Origin of the sequence: Dactylosporangium sp. NPDC050588 (assembly GCF_040654975.1) — a bacterium.
Classification (GTDB): Bacteria; Actinomycetota; Actinomycetes; order Mycobacteriales; family Micromonosporaceae; genus Dactylosporangium; species Dactylosporangium maewongense.
Genome location: NZ_JBFAJA010000092.1, coordinates 1 through 14,714, shown reverse-complemented (window position 1 = coordinate 14,714; position 14,714 = coordinate 1). Strand labels below are relative to the sequence as shown.

At 71.1% G+C, this 14,714-nt stretch carries 15 protein-coding genes; 12 read left to right on the top strand and 3 right to left on the bottom strand.

The genetic code is table 11. From position 1 onward, the window contains the following. Positions 1 to 210: 210 nt before the first annotated feature. From AB0I21_RS46210 to AB0I21_RS46200, 3 genes are all read left to right on the top strand, one after another. Positions 211 to 1,014 carry a GntR family transcriptional regulator gene (locus AB0I21_RS46210; protein WP_360570620.1) on the top strand — a complete coding sequence of 268 codons (804 nt, stop codon included), beginning with the start codon at positions 211 to 213 and terminating at the stop codon, positions 1,012 to 1,014. A gap of 88 nt (positions 1,015 to 1,102) precedes the next feature. Next, complete coding sequence (locus AB0I21_RS46205) at positions 1,103 to 1,672, top strand: DJ-1/PfpI family protein (RefSeq protein WP_360570618.1); 570 nt, start codon at positions 1,103 to 1,105, stop codon at positions 1,670 to 1,672. 19 nt (positions 1,673 to 1,691) lie between these two features. Continuing rightward, a complete protein-coding gene (locus AB0I21_RS46200; protein WP_360570616.1) occupies positions 1,692 to 2,525 on the top strand; it encodes an alpha/beta hydrolase in 834 nt (277 codons plus the stop codon). 211 nt (positions 2,526 to 2,736) lie between these two features. Here AB0I21_RS46200 and AB0I21_RS46195 read toward each other — a convergent pair whose 3' ends face one another. From AB0I21_RS46195 to AB0I21_RS46185, 3 genes are read right to left on the bottom strand one after another with little or no spacing between them, the layout of a single operon-like run. Next, positions 2,737 to 4,380, bottom strand: coding sequence for a glycosyl hydrolase family 8 (locus tag AB0I21_RS46195; RefSeq protein WP_360570614.1), 1,644 nt, complete (start codon positions 4,378 to 4,380; stop codon positions 2,737 to 2,739). 12 nt (positions 4,381 to 4,392) lie between these two features. Continuing rightward, positions 4,393 to 5,766, bottom strand: a complete 1,374-nt coding sequence (locus tag AB0I21_RS46190) for a carbohydrate-binding protein (RefSeq protein WP_360570612.1) — start codon at positions 5,764 to 5,766, stop codon at positions 4,393 to 4,395. Between the two features lie 35 nt (positions 5,767 to 5,801). Further along, positions 5,802 to 8,183, bottom strand: a complete 2,382-nt coding sequence (locus tag AB0I21_RS46185) for a PQQ-dependent sugar dehydrogenase (RefSeq protein WP_360570610.1) — start codon at positions 8,181 to 8,183, stop codon at positions 5,802 to 5,804. Between the two features lie 343 nt (positions 8,184 to 8,526). Here AB0I21_RS46185 and AB0I21_RS46180 point away from each other — a divergent pair, with 343 nt between their 5' ends. The 9 genes from AB0I21_RS46180 to AB0I21_RS46140 all read left to right on the top strand — a co-directional run bounded on the left by AB0I21_RS46180 (position 8,527) and on the right by AB0I21_RS46140 (position 14,661). Then, positions 8,527 to 8,700, top strand: coding sequence for a DUF6767 domain-containing protein (locus AB0I21_RS46180; RefSeq protein WP_360570608.1), 174 nt, complete (start codon positions 8,527 to 8,529; stop codon positions 8,698 to 8,700). 35 nt (positions 8,701 to 8,735) lie between these two features. Beyond that, on the top strand, positions 8,736 to 8,867 hold the full coding sequence (locus AB0I21_RS46175) for a universal stress protein (RefSeq protein ID WP_360570606.1): 132 nt from the start codon (positions 8,736 to 8,738) through the stop codon (positions 8,865 to 8,867). A gap of 94 nt (positions 8,868 to 8,961) precedes the next feature. Continuing rightward, a complete protein-coding gene (locus AB0I21_RS46170; protein ID WP_360570604.1) occupies positions 8,962 to 9,558 on the top strand; it encodes a universal stress protein in 597 nt (198 codons plus the stop codon). A gap of 2 nt (positions 9,559 to 9,560) precedes the next feature. Continuing rightward, entirely contained in the window at positions 9,561 to 10,127 is a 567-nt protein-coding gene (locus tag AB0I21_RS46165; RefSeq protein WP_360570602.1) for an RNA polymerase sigma factor, read from the top strand. Further along, positions 10,124 to 10,966: a zf-HC2 domain-containing protein gene (locus AB0I21_RS46160; protein WP_360570600.1), complete on the top strand. Its 843-nt coding sequence runs from the start codon at positions 10,124 to 10,126 to the stop codon at positions 10,964 to 10,966. Before AB0I21_RS46165 ends, AB0I21_RS46160 begins: the two co-directional genes overlap by 4 nt. Before the next feature lie 20 nt (positions 10,967 to 10,986). Continuing rightward, complete coding sequence (locus AB0I21_RS46155; protein ID WP_360570598.1) at positions 10,987 to 11,784, top strand: ABC transporter ATP-binding protein; 798 nt, start codon at positions 10,987 to 10,989, stop codon at positions 11,782 to 11,784. Next, positions 11,781 to 13,124 (top strand): hypothetical protein, encoded by a 1,344-nt coding sequence (locus tag AB0I21_RS46150; protein ID WP_360570596.1) that lies wholly within the window; start codon positions 11,781 to 11,783, stop codon positions 13,122 to 13,124. The genes AB0I21_RS46155 and AB0I21_RS46150 overlap by 4 nt, the downstream gene beginning before the upstream one ends. Next, a complete protein-coding gene (locus AB0I21_RS46145) occupies positions 13,121 to 13,735 on the top strand; it encodes a hypothetical protein (protein ID WP_360570594.1) in 615 nt (204 codons plus the stop codon). The genes AB0I21_RS46150 and AB0I21_RS46145 overlap by 4 nt, the downstream gene beginning before the upstream one ends. Positions 13,736 to 13,911: 176 nt before the next feature. After that, positions 13,912 to 14,661, top strand: coding sequence for a DUF2795 domain-containing protein (locus tag AB0I21_RS46140; RefSeq protein WP_360570592.1), 750 nt, complete (start codon positions 13,912 to 13,914; stop codon positions 14,659 to 14,661). Positions 14,662 to 14,714: the final 53 nt, after the last annotated feature.

Sequence of the window (14,714 nt, the reverse complement as noted above, 5' to 3'; positions counted from 1 at the left end):
CCGGCCCGTCGCGGGCCTTACCGCAGACCGGCGTCACGGGTACGCCGCGAGTTCGAATGTCGTTCGGTCCTTGGACGGCGGGCCAGTGGCGAGCCGAGCAGGACGTCGAGCATGCTCGTGGGAGCCTCAGGTGATCGAAGTTGCGTGCTGGCGGGCGGTTCCGCGAGGGTGCAGGATGACTGGCATCCTCACTTTTCCTATACGATCTGAGTGGCCGTCAGCATGCAGCAGCTCTGCGATCGATGTCAACAGGCTCGCGAAGACGCACGAAGGGGACCTCACGTCACGATGGACGACGAAGCGACGCTCGGGTGGGGCCACGGCGCCATGACAGGCGCGATGCCGCCGGGAAGATCTCGCGGCCGGCTCGCCGACGAGGTGTACGACACGCTGCTCGGACAGCTGATGTCGCTACGGATCGAGCCCGGCTCCCGCGTCACGATCGACGTCCTGGCGCGCGAGCTGGGGGTCTCGCAGACGCCGATCCGTGACGCGCTGAACAGGATGGAGGCCGAGGGTCTGGTCGTGCGGGTGCCCCATGCCGGATACCGCATTCCCCCGCAGATCACCCGGCAACGGTTCGAGGACATGCTCGAGATCCGCCTGCTCCTGGAGCCGGCGGCGGCGCGCAGATGCGCCGAGCGGGCATCCCCGGAGCAGGTGGCCGGCCTGCGGAGCATGCTGGAGGAGATGGCGGAGCTGGAGCGGGGCGTCGGGCCCATGGCCTACGGCGCCTTCGGGCTGCGCGACGCCGCCTTTCACGATCTCATCGCCCTGAGCGCGGAGAACCAGGTCATCCGCGAAGCGCTCGCTCGCCTGCACACCCACGTGCACCTGTTCCGGCTGCACCACGACATCCAGGTCACCCACCTGGCGATGGCCGAGCACGAAGCGATCGTGGCCGCGGTCGCCGCGCGTGACCCCGACGCCGCCGCTTACGCCATGCGCCGGCACATCCTGCGCTCCGGCGAGCGGTTCCGGCGGCTCTTCGACGGGATGGCGGTGGAGGCTTGACGGGCAGGCCGGCCCGAGGAATGCTGACGCAACCGGATCGGATCGTATTGGATTGGTTCCCCCGTCCCCCAGATGCGAGGAGAAGCAGGTGCCCAGAGCACTGCTCCTGACCGGCGACGCCGCCGAAGAGCTCGACACCATGTACCCCTACTACCGCGTGCAGGAGGGCGGCTGGGACGTTGACGTCTCGTCACGGACGATGCGCGACGTGCAGCTGGTCATCCACGAGTTCGACCCCAATTCCGACGCCTACGTGGAGAAGAACGGCCGGAAGCTGCCGGTCGACGTGCCCTGGTCCGAGGTCGACGTCGAGCGCTACGACGCCCTCATCATCCCCGGCGGACGCGCCCCCGAGTGGATCCGGGTCGATGCCCACGTCAGGCGCATCACCGAGCACTTCTTCGCGCGAAACCTCCCGATCGCGCTGGTGTGCCACGGCGCGCAGGTGCCGGCGGTGTACGGGCTGCTGAAGGGCCGCAAGACGGCGTGCTTCCCGCCCATCACCGGTGACATGGAGAACGCGGGCGCGACGGTCATCGACGCCCCCGACGTCGTGGACGGCAACCTCGTCTCCTGCCGCGGCTGGCCCGACATGCCGCAGTTCGGCCGGGCGATGATGGAGCTGTTCGCGAAGTCCGTCAACGCCGACCCGGCATGAGTACCCCTGACCTGCCCCGGTGACGGCGTTTCGGACCGTCACCGTCGACGGATCCGGTGTCCACGTCATGGAGGACGGCACGGGGCCCGCGGTGCTGATGCTGCACGGCTCCGGACCCGGCACGACCGGGTCCGGCGCCTGGGCGACGACGGCGCAGGCGCTGGGCACATCCTGGCGCCTGGTGGCTCCCGACCAGGCGGGGTTCGGCCGTACGCCGGTCCCGGCGGGCGCCGTCGGCGGGCTCCGGCTGTGGACGGAGCAGGCCGCGGGCCTGATGGACGCGCTCGGTATCGAGCACTACGCCGTGGTGGGCCACTCCATGGGCGGCGCCGTGGCGCTGGCGTTGGCGGCCGCGCGTCCCCAACGGGTCACCCGGGTCGTGGCGGTCTCGACGATGGGCGCCCCCGGGGCGCCGCTGTCCGCCGACCTCGACGCGATCTGGGCCGCCCCCGCCGGCCCGCTCGGGGCGCGGGACATGTTGCGTCGCCTCGTTTTCGACCAGGCGCTGGTGACCGAGCCGGCAGTCGATGCCCGTGCCGCCGCGATGCGAGCGGGGGAGGCCGCGTTCGCGTCGCTGTTCCCACCACCCAGAGCACGTTGGGCCGACGCGCTCGCCCTCCCGGCGCAGACGCTGGCAGCGATCCGCGCGCCCGTGCTGCTCGTCCACGGCGCCGAGGACCGGGTCACCCCGATCGAGACGGCCGCGCTGCCCCTGCTCGGACACCTGGCCGATGTCCGGCTGCACGTGTTCGGGCGATGCGGCCACGTACCGGCGATCGAGCACCCACACGACTTCAGGCGACTCCTGTCGTGCTTCCTCGCCGGGGACGCGGTCACGAGGAGGCCGGTGTGAAGGCTGCCGTCTACGGACGGGAGATGGCGGGGTGGTCGGCCACGTCACGGTCTGTCCGACGTGTCCACCGCGACCCCGGCAACTTTCCCGTACCGGGAGGCTGAGCAGCACCTGCCGCGCCGGGCGACCGGCGCCGCCGCCGTCCATCCCACCGATGCACACGTGGTCGGGTCCGGTGCCCAGCGGGGGACACCGGACCCGACAGTTGCGATCAGGGAGCCCAGAAGTTGCCGCTGACGACGATCATCACCTGGAGCTGGATGCTCGTCGAGTAATAGTCGTTGCTGGTGAACGACGTGTTGACCATCTTGGTCCACAGCGCGTCGAGCCACGGCTGGCTGCCGGAGTCAGTGAGCGCCGCCACCGCGAACGGTGCGAAGAACGCCGGCTCGCTGCCGGAGGAGATCGCCGTGCCGCTGAGCGAGTAGCCGACGGCGATGCTGTTCGGGTTGCCGCCGGTCTTGCCCCGCACCCAGGTGTTGAGCCTGCGGGCCGAGGCGAGCGAGGCGGCGTTGCCGCTGGTCACCGCATCCGCGCCGATACGCCACGGGGTGCGGCAGGAATTCCAGAAGTACTTGCCGTCGTTCGGGTCCTCGAGCACCTCGCCGGGCGCCGGCCGCGCCGTGGTGTTGGTGTCGACGACGAAGTCGGGCAGCAGCCCGGTGCTCGACGCGTACCGGCTCTGCAGGTCGGTGATGAGGCTCTGGTGCGCGGTGCGGATGGTGTCCCACGTCGTGTCACCGGTGGCCGTCTTGAATGCGCGGAAGTGGTCGATCATGAAGTCGGACGGCCGGGTCGTCCAGTAGAGGCTGTCGCCCGGGGTGCTCCAGTCGCCGAGGAGCAGCAGATGGGTCGTAGGGTTGACCTCGTTGGCCTTGATCGCATTGATGTGTCTGATGGCCAGCTGCTTGTAGTTGTAGGTTCCGGCGCTGCCCCACTGCTTGTCGGCCAGGAGCAGCCCGTACGCGACGTCGAGATCCCCGTCGGTCGCCGAGTCCGAACCGTTGACGCTCTTGCAGGCCGTGTCCTGCTCAGCTGCGAGCAGATCGGGATTGTGTACGGACGGATGGGCCAACATGTATTTGACCAGTCCGTCGAAGACGGTCTTCGCGTTCGGGTCGGCGCCGGCCATGGTGGCCACGATCACCATGCCGTAGCCCTGCGCCTCGGCGACATAGGGGTGATCGGCGTCCGGCGAGATGATCTCGTACCAGCCGTTGCCGCAGTTCTGCCTGACGAACGCGGCCTTCCACTTGTTGTAGTAGGTGACGACCGCCTGGTCCACAGTGGACTGCGTGCCGCTCGGCCTGAGCGTGCCGCTCACATAGGGGAAGAGGTGACTGCCGAAGGGCACGGCCGGACCGCCCGGCGGTGGTCCGGTGTCCACGGCGACGCTGAGCTTGTCGACGTTGGGCCCGCCGTTGGCGGTGGTCGCGGTGGCGCGGATCGTGTTCGTGCCGGCGTTCACCGCTGCCGTGACCGTCTTGGTCTGCCAGGTGTCCCAGTTGCCGGTACCGGGGAAGGACAGTGCGCCGGAGACCACCGTGCCGTTGACGGAGATGTCCATCGGCCGGTTCGTCGTGGTGCCGTTCGCATACCGCAGGACGATCGTGGCCGTGCCGGCCGCCGACGCGGTCACCGACCACTGGACGTAGGAGCCGCTGACGTTGTCGTAGTTGACGAATCCGGTGCCGGTGTAGCCGGTGTGGTTGGACTCGACCACACCCTGCGAGATCGTCGCGCTCTCGGCCTGATAGTCCACGGACGCCGCCGCTGCCGCCGGTGAGGCCAATGGCGACAGTGCCACGACCAGCCCGACTGCGGACAGCGCCGAACCGAACTGTCTGAGCTTCATGGGGATCCCTTCTCAGCCGGTGTACTGGACGAGCACCTTGGTGTATGCGTACGCCGCTTGCGAGACGCCGCTGCACGAATCGGCGTCGGAACCGCTGCCGCAGGCCCGGTCGCGGTTGACCGACCAGAACGTCAGGCGGGCCAGGTGGTGCTGTTGCGCGTACGCCAGAATCGTCTGGAAGTCGGCGAGCGTGACGGTCTCGTCGGTCTCGTCGGTCTTGCCGTTCATCGACGAGATGCCGATCCTCGTATAGGCCACGGCATCGCTGTAGCCGTAGGCGTTCTTGACGGCGTTCTTCAGGCCGTCGGCGGCACTGACCGACGCGGCGCCCATCGTGCCGCTGTGCCCGCCGAAGTCGAACGGCATGATGGTCCAGCCGTCATTGTTCAGGCCGGTCGCGGCGCCCTTGTTGATGAGATCGATGCCGTCGGAGTCCGGCCCGGTCGGGGTCGTGCCGAACGTGACGAACGTCTTGATGCCCGGGTTGTTGGTCTTGATCGTCTTCAACGCTGTGATGACCCGCTGCCGGACGGTGGCGTTGGAGAACTCGGTCGCCTCGATGTCGATGTCGATCGCCTTGAGCTGGTATGCGTTGATGACCTTCTGGTACGCGCCGGCGAGCGCGGATGCCGACGAGCACTTCTCGCCGAGCTTGTTGCCGCTCCAGCCGCCGAAGGAGACGATGATGTCCCCGCCCGCGCCGCGGATGGCGTTGATCTTCGCCTGGTCGTCGCCGCCGGTGAGCGGACGCGAGCCGTCCCACAGCGGGTTGCATCCGCCGTCGGAGAGCATGAAGGCGAGCGTGAAGAACTTGATGCCGGTCGCCGACATCACCGAGGTCGGGCTCTGCGGGTTGCCCCAGCCGAAGTACTCGTACGGCGCGACGGCCATGCTGGGCCCGCCGGTACTGCCGTCGACGACCGTGAGCTTGTCGACGTTGGGCCCGCCGCCGGCCGTGGTGGCGGTGGCCCGGACCGTGTTGGCGCCGGCGTTCAGCGTCGCGGTGACGTTGACGTCCTGCCAGGTGTCCCAGTTGCCGGTGCCGTTGAACGCCACGCCGGACGCGACGGTCGTGCCGTTGACACTGATGTTCATCGGCCGGCTGGTGGTCGTTCCGTTGGCGAATCTGATGGTGAGCGTCGCGCTGCCGGCGGCCGCGGCGGTCACCGACCACTGCACGTACGAGCCGCTGACGTTGTCGTAGTTCACGAATCCGGTGCCCGTGTAGCCGGCGTGGTTGGACTCCGCCACGCCCTGCGAGATGGTGGCGTTCTCCGCCTGGTAGACCGTCGTGGCGGCCTCGGCGGACGGGACATGCAGTGCGAGTGGCGTCATCGCCGCCACGACGCCGACCGCGAGCGCGGTCAGGCCCGCGCGCCTGCTCATGAGTCGCATCGTTCCTCCAGGGGGTTCGGAATCGACTAGCTGATCGCGATCCGGAAGATCTGGTCGGAGCCGGCGGCCGCACCGCCGTTGTTGTCGCAGTTGGTGGTCGACAGCCACAGTTGATCGGCGCCCGGCACCTTGACCACGGTGCGCAGCCGCCCGTACGTGCCGACGTAGTACGCCGTCGGTGTGCCGGTGTTCTCGCCGTCGAGCAACGGGATCCGCCACAGCCGCTGGCCGCGCAGCGCCGCCATGTACACGACGTCCCGGACGATCGCGATCGCGCTCGGCGAGGCGGTGCTCACCGACCACTGCCGCTTCGGGTTCTCCATCCCGGAGACGCTGCAGGTGCCCTCACACGTCGGCCAGCCGTAGTTGCGTCCCGCTTTGATGAGGTTGAGCTCGTCGAACTGGCTGTTGCCGAACTCGGCCTCCCACAGCCGACCCTGCGAGTCCCAGGCGATGCCCTGTGGGTTGCGGTGGCCGTAGCTGTACACGAGCGTGCCGAACGGGTTACCGGGCGCCGGGGTGCCGTCGGTCTTCATCCGCAGGATCTTGCCGTTGAGCGAGTTCTTGTCCTGGGCGAGATCGGGCGTCTGCGCCTCGCCGGTGGTCGCGTAGAGGTAGCCGTCAGGGCCGAACGCCAAGCGACCGCCGTTGTGGTAGCGGTTCTTCATGATGCCGGTGACCAGCGACGTGTACGCCGAGAGCGTCGTGCCGTTGTAGGTCATCCGGGCGATGCGGTTGCCTTCGGCGGCGGTGTGCATGAAGTACACGTAGTGGTTGCTGTTCCAGTTCGGGTCGACCGCGACGCCGAGCAGGCCGCCTTCGCCGTTGGTGGTGACCGTGTTCGGCACGGTGCCGACCTGGGTCCTCGCGCCACTCAGGGTGACCTTGAAGGCCTTGAAAGAGTCGCGTTCGGTCGCGATCGCCGTCTGGCCGTCCGGCAGCCAGGCGAGTCCCCACGGGATCGTCCAGCCGGTCGAGACGGTGGTGATGCTCGAGGGCACGCCCCCGCTGCACGCGGTGGTGGTGAAGGTCCTCGCGTTGCTCGGCGAGGAGGTGTTGCCGGCGGCGTCCTTCGCGACCACGGTCAGCGTGTACGTGGTGTTGCACGCCAGCCCGGTGACCGTCGTCGAGGTCACGTTGCCGACCGACTTGAGCACCGAGCCGCCGGCGCCCAGCACGTCGTACCCCGTCACGCCGACGTTGTCGGTCGACGCGGTCCACGACGTGTCGACGGAGCTGCCGGCGACGTTGGCGGTGGCGAAGCCGGTCGGCGGGGTCGGCGCCTGTGTGTCGGAGCTGGCGAGGGTCCGGCAGATCGCCTGCGGGCTGCTCGTGGATACGTTGCCTGCCGCGTCGCGGCCGAAGACCGACAGGCGGTATTCGAAGTTGGGCTGCAGGCCGGTCAGGGACTTCGCGGTGGCGCTCCCGGCGGCCTCACCGATCTTGTTGCCGTCGTGGTAGATGTCGTACGCGACGACGCCGACGTTGTCGGTCGAGGCACCCCACGACAAGTTGATGCTGTTCTCGGTGATGGTGCTGCAGGCGGGCTGTCCGGGCGCGGTCGGCGGTGCGGTGTCGCCGGGGACGCCGGTGCTGAGCCGGTCGACGTTGGGCCCGCCGTTGGCGGTCGTGGCGATGGCCCGGATCCGGTTGGTGCCGGCGGAGAGACCGACGGTTACCGTCACCGTCTGCCAGGTGTCCCAGTTGCCGGTGCTCGGGAACGACAGGGCACTGCGCACGAGGGTGCCGTTGACCGTCACGTCCATCGGCCGGTCGACGCTCGCGCCGTTCGCGACACCGTTCGCGTATCGGATGGCGACGCTCACGTTGCCCGCGGTGGCGGCCGGGATCGACCATTCGACGTAGCTTCCGACGATGTTGTCGTAGTTCACGAAGCCGGTGCCGGTGAACCCGGTGTGGTTGGACTCGACCGCGCCCTGTGAGACGGTCGCGTTCTCCGCCTGGTAGTCCGACGTCGGCGGCGCGACGTCGACGTCGATCCGGTCGACGTTGGGGCCGCCGTTGACGGTCGTCGCGACGGCACGGATCCTGTTGGTGCCGGCGGTCACCGCAGCGGTGATGGTCTTGGTCTGCCACGTGTCCCAGTTGCCGGTGCCCGGGAACGACAGCGAGGTGGCGACCGCCGTGCCGTTGACGCTGACGTCCATCGGCCGGTCGGTTGTGGTGCCGTTGGCGAAGCGGAGCCCGATCGTCGCGGTTCCCGCCGTGGCGGCGTTGACGGTCCACTCGACGTAGCCGCCGGTCGCGTTGTCGTAGTTGACGAATCCTGTTCCGGTGAAGCCGGTGTGGTTGGACTCCACGGCGCCGCCGGAGATGGTGGCGCTCTCTGCCTCATACCGGGTCGCGGCGGCCTGCGCCGGTTCCGCCAGCGGAAGGATCGCTGCCACCACTGCTGCCGCCAGCAGGGGAGTGATCCATCGTCTCGCCTGTTGCCGTCCTCTGGAACCCATCGAGCCTCCAACTGAGGAGCCTTGAATTGTTAGGCAAGTTGCCTGACAGTTAATACAGATGGGATCACCGCATCGACGGAGGTGTCAAGCGTTTACAAACATCGATCTCGCGACTCGGCCGCCGCACCGGGGGCGACGCCGGCGGACAACCGTCGCGAACAACGGCGGACGCCTGTACCGGCCGGCACGTCAAACGGCGCGCGCCTCCCGGTCCACCGGCATCGCTCGTAGGGCCTATCGCCCCTGTGCGGCACTGCGGGAGGGGAGCCACGATGGAGTCATGAATGATCATCCCGGACGCCGGCCCGAGCCCCGGTGCCCGGTGCGGCCGGGTGAGCCCTGCACGCTCTGCCATCCCGGCGCGAGCGGGCCGCAGGACTGCGGGCTGGTCTACCTCGTGATGAGCGACCCGCAGCTGCGCGAGGCGGTGCGGGTCGGCGCGCGGGCGAGCTGACCGGAACTGTGACTGGAGGACGGGAGGAGTCAACGATGACGGGTGACGACGTGGTGGGCCGGATTGTTGTGGGCGTCGACGGGTCGGAGGCTTCGAAGGATGCGTTGCGATGGGCGGCGCGGCAGGCGGCGTTGACCGGTGGTTCGCTCGACGCGGTGACGGCCTGAGCACCAGCCTGCGGGACCGGCTGTGGTCCGGCGCCAGGCACATTGACGCGTTCGTCGAGGCCGTCGAGCGGAGGGCCAGCGCGAGGCCGACCGGATGGCCGCGGTCGGCGTCACCCTGGCCACCGCCGCCGGCTGGAGCGCCGAACCGCTCGTCGTGTCCAGCTACGGCGGTGAGGGACTGCGGTTCGCCGAGCAGGTCGACGCCGATCTGGCCATCGTCGGCTCGCGCGGGCTCGGAGGCGCCCGCGCGGTGCTGGGCAGCGTGTCCGACATGGTCGTGCACTACACGCACCGGCACGTCCTCGTCGTGCCGCATCCACTGCTGATCGACGAGTTCGCGGCGCTGGCCACCGGGGCGGTGCTCGTCGGGTACGACGGCTCCGCCGGTGCGCGGGCCGCGCTGGCAACCGCGGGCCGACTGTTCCCGGACCGGACACTGCTGGCAGCGACGGTGCAGGACGGTGAGGCCACCGACGAGACAACCGGTCCGTTGCCGGTCGGCGACCGCGAGCGGCACCAAGGCGCTGGCGGTGCCCGCTCCGGAGACGAAGGCCGACTGCCGCTCTTCACGCAAGCCGGTCACCGTGCCGGACCAAACGCAAGGCCTGTCCTGCGGGCTCGCGGCGATGTGCATGTGACTCAGGTCACGTCGTTTGGTGATCCGCCGGGTGCCTCGCGGTCGACCATCTAGACGTGGGAGGAAGTGATCAGGACGAGGAGCGGCTGCTGCGGCGGGTCGCGCGCGCCGATCTGGACGCGTTCGACGAGCTGTACCGGCGGACCTCGCCCTGGCTGGCGATCCGGTTGCGCCGCCGCTGCGGCGACGACGGCATCGTCGCCGAGGTGCTGCAGGACACCTACCTGACGGTGTGGCGGGCGGCCGGCTCGTTCACCGGGCTGCGGCAGTCCGGCGGGGCGGACGCGCCGGGCGGCACGGCCGTCGGCTGGATCTGGACGATCGCGGCGCGCCGCCTCGTCGACGCGCTGCGCCGGCGGTCCCGCCTGCAGGAGGTGCCGACGGACGTGCTGCCCGAGCGCAGCGCGCCGGCCGCCGAGGACGAGGCCCTTGCCGGGTCGATCGGCCTGGAGCTCGGCGCGGCGCTGGACAGCCTCGCGCCGGAGCTGCAGGCGGTCCTGGCCGCGATGGTCCTGGACGGGCTCACCGTGCGCGAGACCTCGATCCTGCTGGGGTTGCCGGAGGGCACCGTGAAGAGCCGGGCGCGGCGCGCCCGCACCGCGCTACGGGAGGCGCTGACATGACCGCGCACGTCGCACCCCACGTCGCACCGGCGGCCCTCGCCGCGTACGCCGCCGGCACCCTCGGCCCCGACCCCGCCACCACCTGGACGATCGAGGTGCACCTGGAGCGGTGCGCGCAGTGCCGGGCGCGGCTGGGCGAGCTGGCGGCCCCGCCGCTGCGGGCGCTGCTGGACGACACCCGCACCACGATCCTCGCCAAGGCGCGCAGCGGACCGCGGCCGGTGCCCCGGTCGCCGCTGCAGGGGCGGCTGCGACGGTGGCGGCTGCGGTGGACCGGCTGGTCCGTGCTCGGCTGGGCCGCCATGACGTGCAGCGCGATCCTCGCCGCCGTCCTGCTCGACTGGAACTATCCCGACCGGCCCTCGGTGGTGCTGCTGCTGGCGCCGGTCGCGCCCCTCGCGGGACTGGCGGTCACGTGGTCCCACCGGGCCAACCCGGCCTGGGAGACGATCGCCGGGACCGCCCGGGCCGGGCTGGAGCTGTTGCTGCGCCGTACCCTCGCCGTCCTTGCCCTGGTCCTGCCGCCGCTGACGGTGGCGGGGCTGGCTCTGGGCCGCAACCCGGCGCTGTGGCTGCTGCCGTGCCTGACGTTCACCGCCGCGACGCTGCTGCTCGGCAGCCGCATCGGCGTGCCGCTCGCGTCCGCCCTGCTCGGCGGGGGCTGGCTGGCGGCGGCCGGCGCGGTGACGTTCGGTCACGGCAGCGCGTCCGCCACGGCGCCGGCGGAGGCCCTGATCCGGGCCGAGACCATGCCCGCGTGGGCCGCCGCCGCCGTCGTACTGGCGCTGCTGACCGCACTGCGCGCCGACCACCTGCGAAACCCCGCCACCTGGCGCTGACCTTGACAAAGGAGACGACATTGGTACGCGCAGTGAGCGCCGACGAGGTGGCACCGAGCCGGCATGCCTGGCCCATCGAGGCGGCCGGACTGTCGGTGAAAGCCGGCCGGCACCTCGCCGTCGACGGCCTCGACCTTCGCCTCGGCACCGGCGTGCACGGGCTGCTCGGCCCCAACGGCGCCGGCAAGAGCACGCTGATGCGGGCCCTGGCCACGGTCGTCCGCCCGCACCGCGGCACGCTGCGGCTGCTCGGCATCGACGCCACCGCGGGCCGGGCGCTGCGGCCCGTGCGGGCCCGGCTCGGGTACCTGCCGCAGCAGTTCGGCTTCTACCCCCGCTTCACCGTCCGCGACGCCGTGGAGTACATGGCCTGGCTGCGGGAGATGCCGTCCTCGGCGGTGCCGGCCGCCGCGCAACAGGCCATCGACCGGGTGCGGCTCACCGACCGCGCCGACGCCAAGCTCAAGTCCCTGTCCGGCGGCATGCTGCGCCGCGCCGGGATCGCGCAGGCGATCGTCAACGAGCCGGACCTGCTGCTGCTGGACGAGCCGACCGTCGGGCTGGACCCGGAGCAGCGCGTGGAGTTCCGTGAGCTGATCCGCGAGCTCGGCGCCGACAGTTGCGTGCTGGTCTCCACCCACCTCGTGGAGGACGTGGTCGCCGCCTGCACCGACGTCGTGCTGATGGGCGACGGCAGCCTGGTCTTCCAGGGCGTGCCCGCCGACCTGATCCGGCACGGTGAGACCGGCGGCGTCGGTGACAGCCCGGCCGAGCGCGGCTATTCGGTCCTGCTGCACCGGCACCGGGACGCGGCATGATCCGGCCGCTGCGCACCGAGCTGCGCCGATCCAACGCCCCGGCCGTGGCCGTGCTGCTGGTCGTGGTCGGCGGGCTGTCCGCCGCCAGCATGTACACCTTCTGGCAGGGCCAGTGGCTGCGCCTCGGCTACGTGCACACCACCGGCATGTTCATCCTGATGCCACTCGCGCTGGCCGGCGGCGCGGTCCTCGGCCGCCGGGACCGCCGCACCCGCGCCGAGGACCTGCTGCTGAGCACCGGGCGGCCCCGCTGGCAGCGCGCGCTGCCGGCGATGGGCGCGCTCGGCATCGCCGTCGCGGCCGCGCACCTGCTCGTCCTCGCCGCCGGCGCGGCCCTGCTCGCCGGCACGTACCTGGGGCTGCGTGGCGCCGTCGCGGCCCTGGTCGACGCGCTGGTGCTCGTCGGCGCGGCCTGGACGGGCATGGCCGCCGGCCGGCGCTGGTCCGCGCCGGTGGTACCGCCGTTGCTCGCCGCCGCCGTGCTGGTCGTGCAGGTCGGCGCGTCGGAGATCGCACACGGCGACGACCGGCTCGGCAACCTCTCCCTGATGATCTCCTGGCCGCCGGACACCGTGTGGGAGACGACGTCCAGCCGCCTGCTGCTGAGCCACCTCGCTCTCGGCGCCGGGCTGCTGCTGACCGGCGTCCTGCTCGCCGCGGGCGCGTCGGTCCTGTGGCGCGCGGGCGCGTTCGCCGGCCTCGCCGCCGGCGTCGCCGGTCTGGTCCTCATCGCGAACCCGGGCCCGTCCGGGATCTGGCAGCTGGACGCCGGCGCGTACCGGTACGTCTGCGCCGACGGCACCCCGCAGGTCTGCGTCACCGCCGTGCACGCCCACCTGCTGCCCGGCGTCTCCGCCGACGCCCGCCGCGCCCTGCGCGCCCTCGCGAAGCTGCCCGGCGCACCGACCCGCGCGGTCGAGCTACGGCTGGACACCATCGGCGAGAACGACAGCGACCAGTGGTTCCGGCCGAAACCGCCGCCTGGCACCGTGCAGTTCCAGCTGGAGGTCGACCCCGGCACCGGCCGCGACCCCGACGTCGCGGAGAGCATCGTCATGGGCGGCGGCACCCGCTGGTCCGGGTGCGGCCACGGCAGCGACGACGTGGCCCAGGCTGTCGCCGCCGCGTGGCTGCTGGACACCGACACCGTCCGGCTGTGGGACTCGTGGTCCGGCTTCGACTACGCGGACAGGTACCAGCCCGAGGTGCGGGCCGGCGTGCAGGCGTTGCGGGCGCTGCCCGGGGCCGAGCAGCTGCACCGGGTGACCGCGCTGCGCGACGCGGCCGCGCGCTGCGAGCAGGACCTGATGCCGTACCTCACCGGTCAGGCAGCACCGTGACCCGCGGCCTGCGGCTGTACCTGCGTTCACGGCGGGTCCCGGTCGCCGTCGCCGGCTCGGCGGGCGCCGTGGCGCTGGTCGTGGCCGCCTGGTCCAGCATGATGGACCGCGCCGGCGTGCCCGCCGGCCTCGCGGTGCTCACCACCGCGATGGCGGCGGCGCCGTTCGGCCCGACCCTCGCCGGCCCGGACCCGGCACTGGACCGGACCGCCGCGCTGCCGTGGCCACCGCGCCGGGCGGCGCACCTCGTCGCCTGCTGCATCGTGGTCGCCGCCCTGCTGCTCGCCGCCCGCCCGTTCGGCGCCGACTTCGGCCCGGTGTGGGTCGTGCTGCGCAACACGGCCGGCCTGATCGGTGTGATCGGCCTCGGCGCCGCCGTCGCCGGCGCCCGCGCCGCCTGGCAGGTGCCGGTGGCGTGGGCGGCCCTCGCCGCGTTCATGGCCGCCCCCGGCGGGCCGCGGTGGCGGCACGCGGCGCTGTGGATGGTGCAGGAACCGGGCAACCGCATCGCCACCGTCACCGCCGCGACGCTGCTGGTGGCCGGTGTCGCCGCGTACGCGATCCGCGTCGGCCCCCAGGTCGCTCCAGTCGAGGCGACGATGGACCAGTAGGCGACTGCCGGGCTCCGGCACGGAGCTGCCGCAAGCCGACGCCGGGCGCGCTCCTCGTTACTCGGCTGTTGAGCTGGGCAAACGCGAAATCATCCCGGTTCGGTGAGGTCCCGGCCCGAGGCGATTCCGTGGCATGGCCTCGGCTTGGAGCATGCACCGGTGGGTACTGGCAGAGCATGACTGCTAGCGCGATCGAGGTCCAGCGGTACCTCGGCGACGTCCACTACCCGACGAACAAACAGGGTCTTGTCGAGGAGGCTCGCGAGCACGGTGCCGACGACAACGTCGTGCGGACCTTGCAGGACCTTTCCCGTGACCGGTTCGCCTCACCGAACGACGTGAGCCAGGCCATCAGCGAGCCGTCGACACAGCGCGACATCGTGGAGATCCTGCTCGCTCGGCATACCGAAATCAAGCAGATGTTCATGCGCGTCGGCTCTGCTCAGGCGGGGCAGAAGGAGCAGCTGTTCCACGATCTGGTCCGGATGCTGGCCGTGCACGAGAACGCCGAGGAAGTGGTCGTGCACCCGGCGGCGCGTGACCTGATTCCCAACGGAGATTCGGTGGTCGGCGAACGGCTTCAAGAGGAGTCCGAGTCGAAGCGGGCGCTCGCCGACCTCTACGACCAGGGGATCGATCATCCGGAGTTCGACCGGCACCTTGGCGTCCTGGCCGAATCGGTGCTGGCGCATGCGGCGCAGGAGGAGCGGCTGGAGTTCGCGCAACTGCGCCAGCACGCCGACATTGACCGGCTGCGCCGGATGGCGGCCGCGTTCGAGGCGGCCGAGTCAGTTGTTCCGACGCGCCCGCACCCGTCGGCTGGCGAGTCCGCGACCGTCAACCTCATGGTCGGCCCGCCGACCGCGGTGTTCGACAAGATCCGCGACGCGATGCGCGACTGGCGTAAGCGCACGGGCGACGAATGAATCACTCGGCCTGACGTCCTGTGGCGCGCGGCACCACGAGCGGCCCCGCCGCC

What these genes read in the sequence shown, in the direction of transcription:
- AB0I21_RS46190 (WP_360570612.1), bottom strand. Translation starts at nt 5,766, where the DNA reads ATGAGCAGGCGCGCGGGCCTGACCGCGCTCGCGGTCGGCGTCGTGGCG.
- AB0I21_RS46160 (WP_360570600.1), top strand. Translation starts at nt 10,124, where the DNA reads ATGACCGCGCACGTCGCACCCCACGTCGCACCGGCGGCCCTCGCCGCG.
- AB0I21_RS46180 (WP_360570608.1), top strand. Translation starts at nt 8,527, where the DNA reads ATGAATGATCATCCCGGACGCCGGCCCGAGCCCCGGTGCCCGGTGCGG.
- AB0I21_RS46195 (WP_360570614.1), bottom strand. Translation starts at nt 4,380, where the DNA reads ATGAAGCTCAGACAGTTCGGTTCGGCGCTGTCCGCAGTCGGGCTGGTC.
- AB0I21_RS46175 (WP_360570606.1), top strand. Translation starts at nt 8,736, where the DNA reads ATGACGGGTGACGACGTGGTGGGCCGGATTGTTGTGGGCGTCGACGGG.
- AB0I21_RS46170 (WP_360570604.1), top strand. Translation starts at nt 8,962, where the DNA reads ATGGCCGCGGTCGGCGTCACCCTGGCCACCGCCGCCGGCTGGAGCGCC.
- AB0I21_RS46150 (WP_360570596.1), top strand. Translation starts at nt 11,781, where the DNA reads ATGATCCGGCCGCTGCGCACCGAGCTGCGCCGATCCAACGCCCCGGCC.
- AB0I21_RS46140 (WP_360570592.1), top strand. Translation starts at nt 13,912, where the DNA reads ATGACTGCTAGCGCGATCGAGGTCCAGCGGTACCTCGGCGACGTCCAC.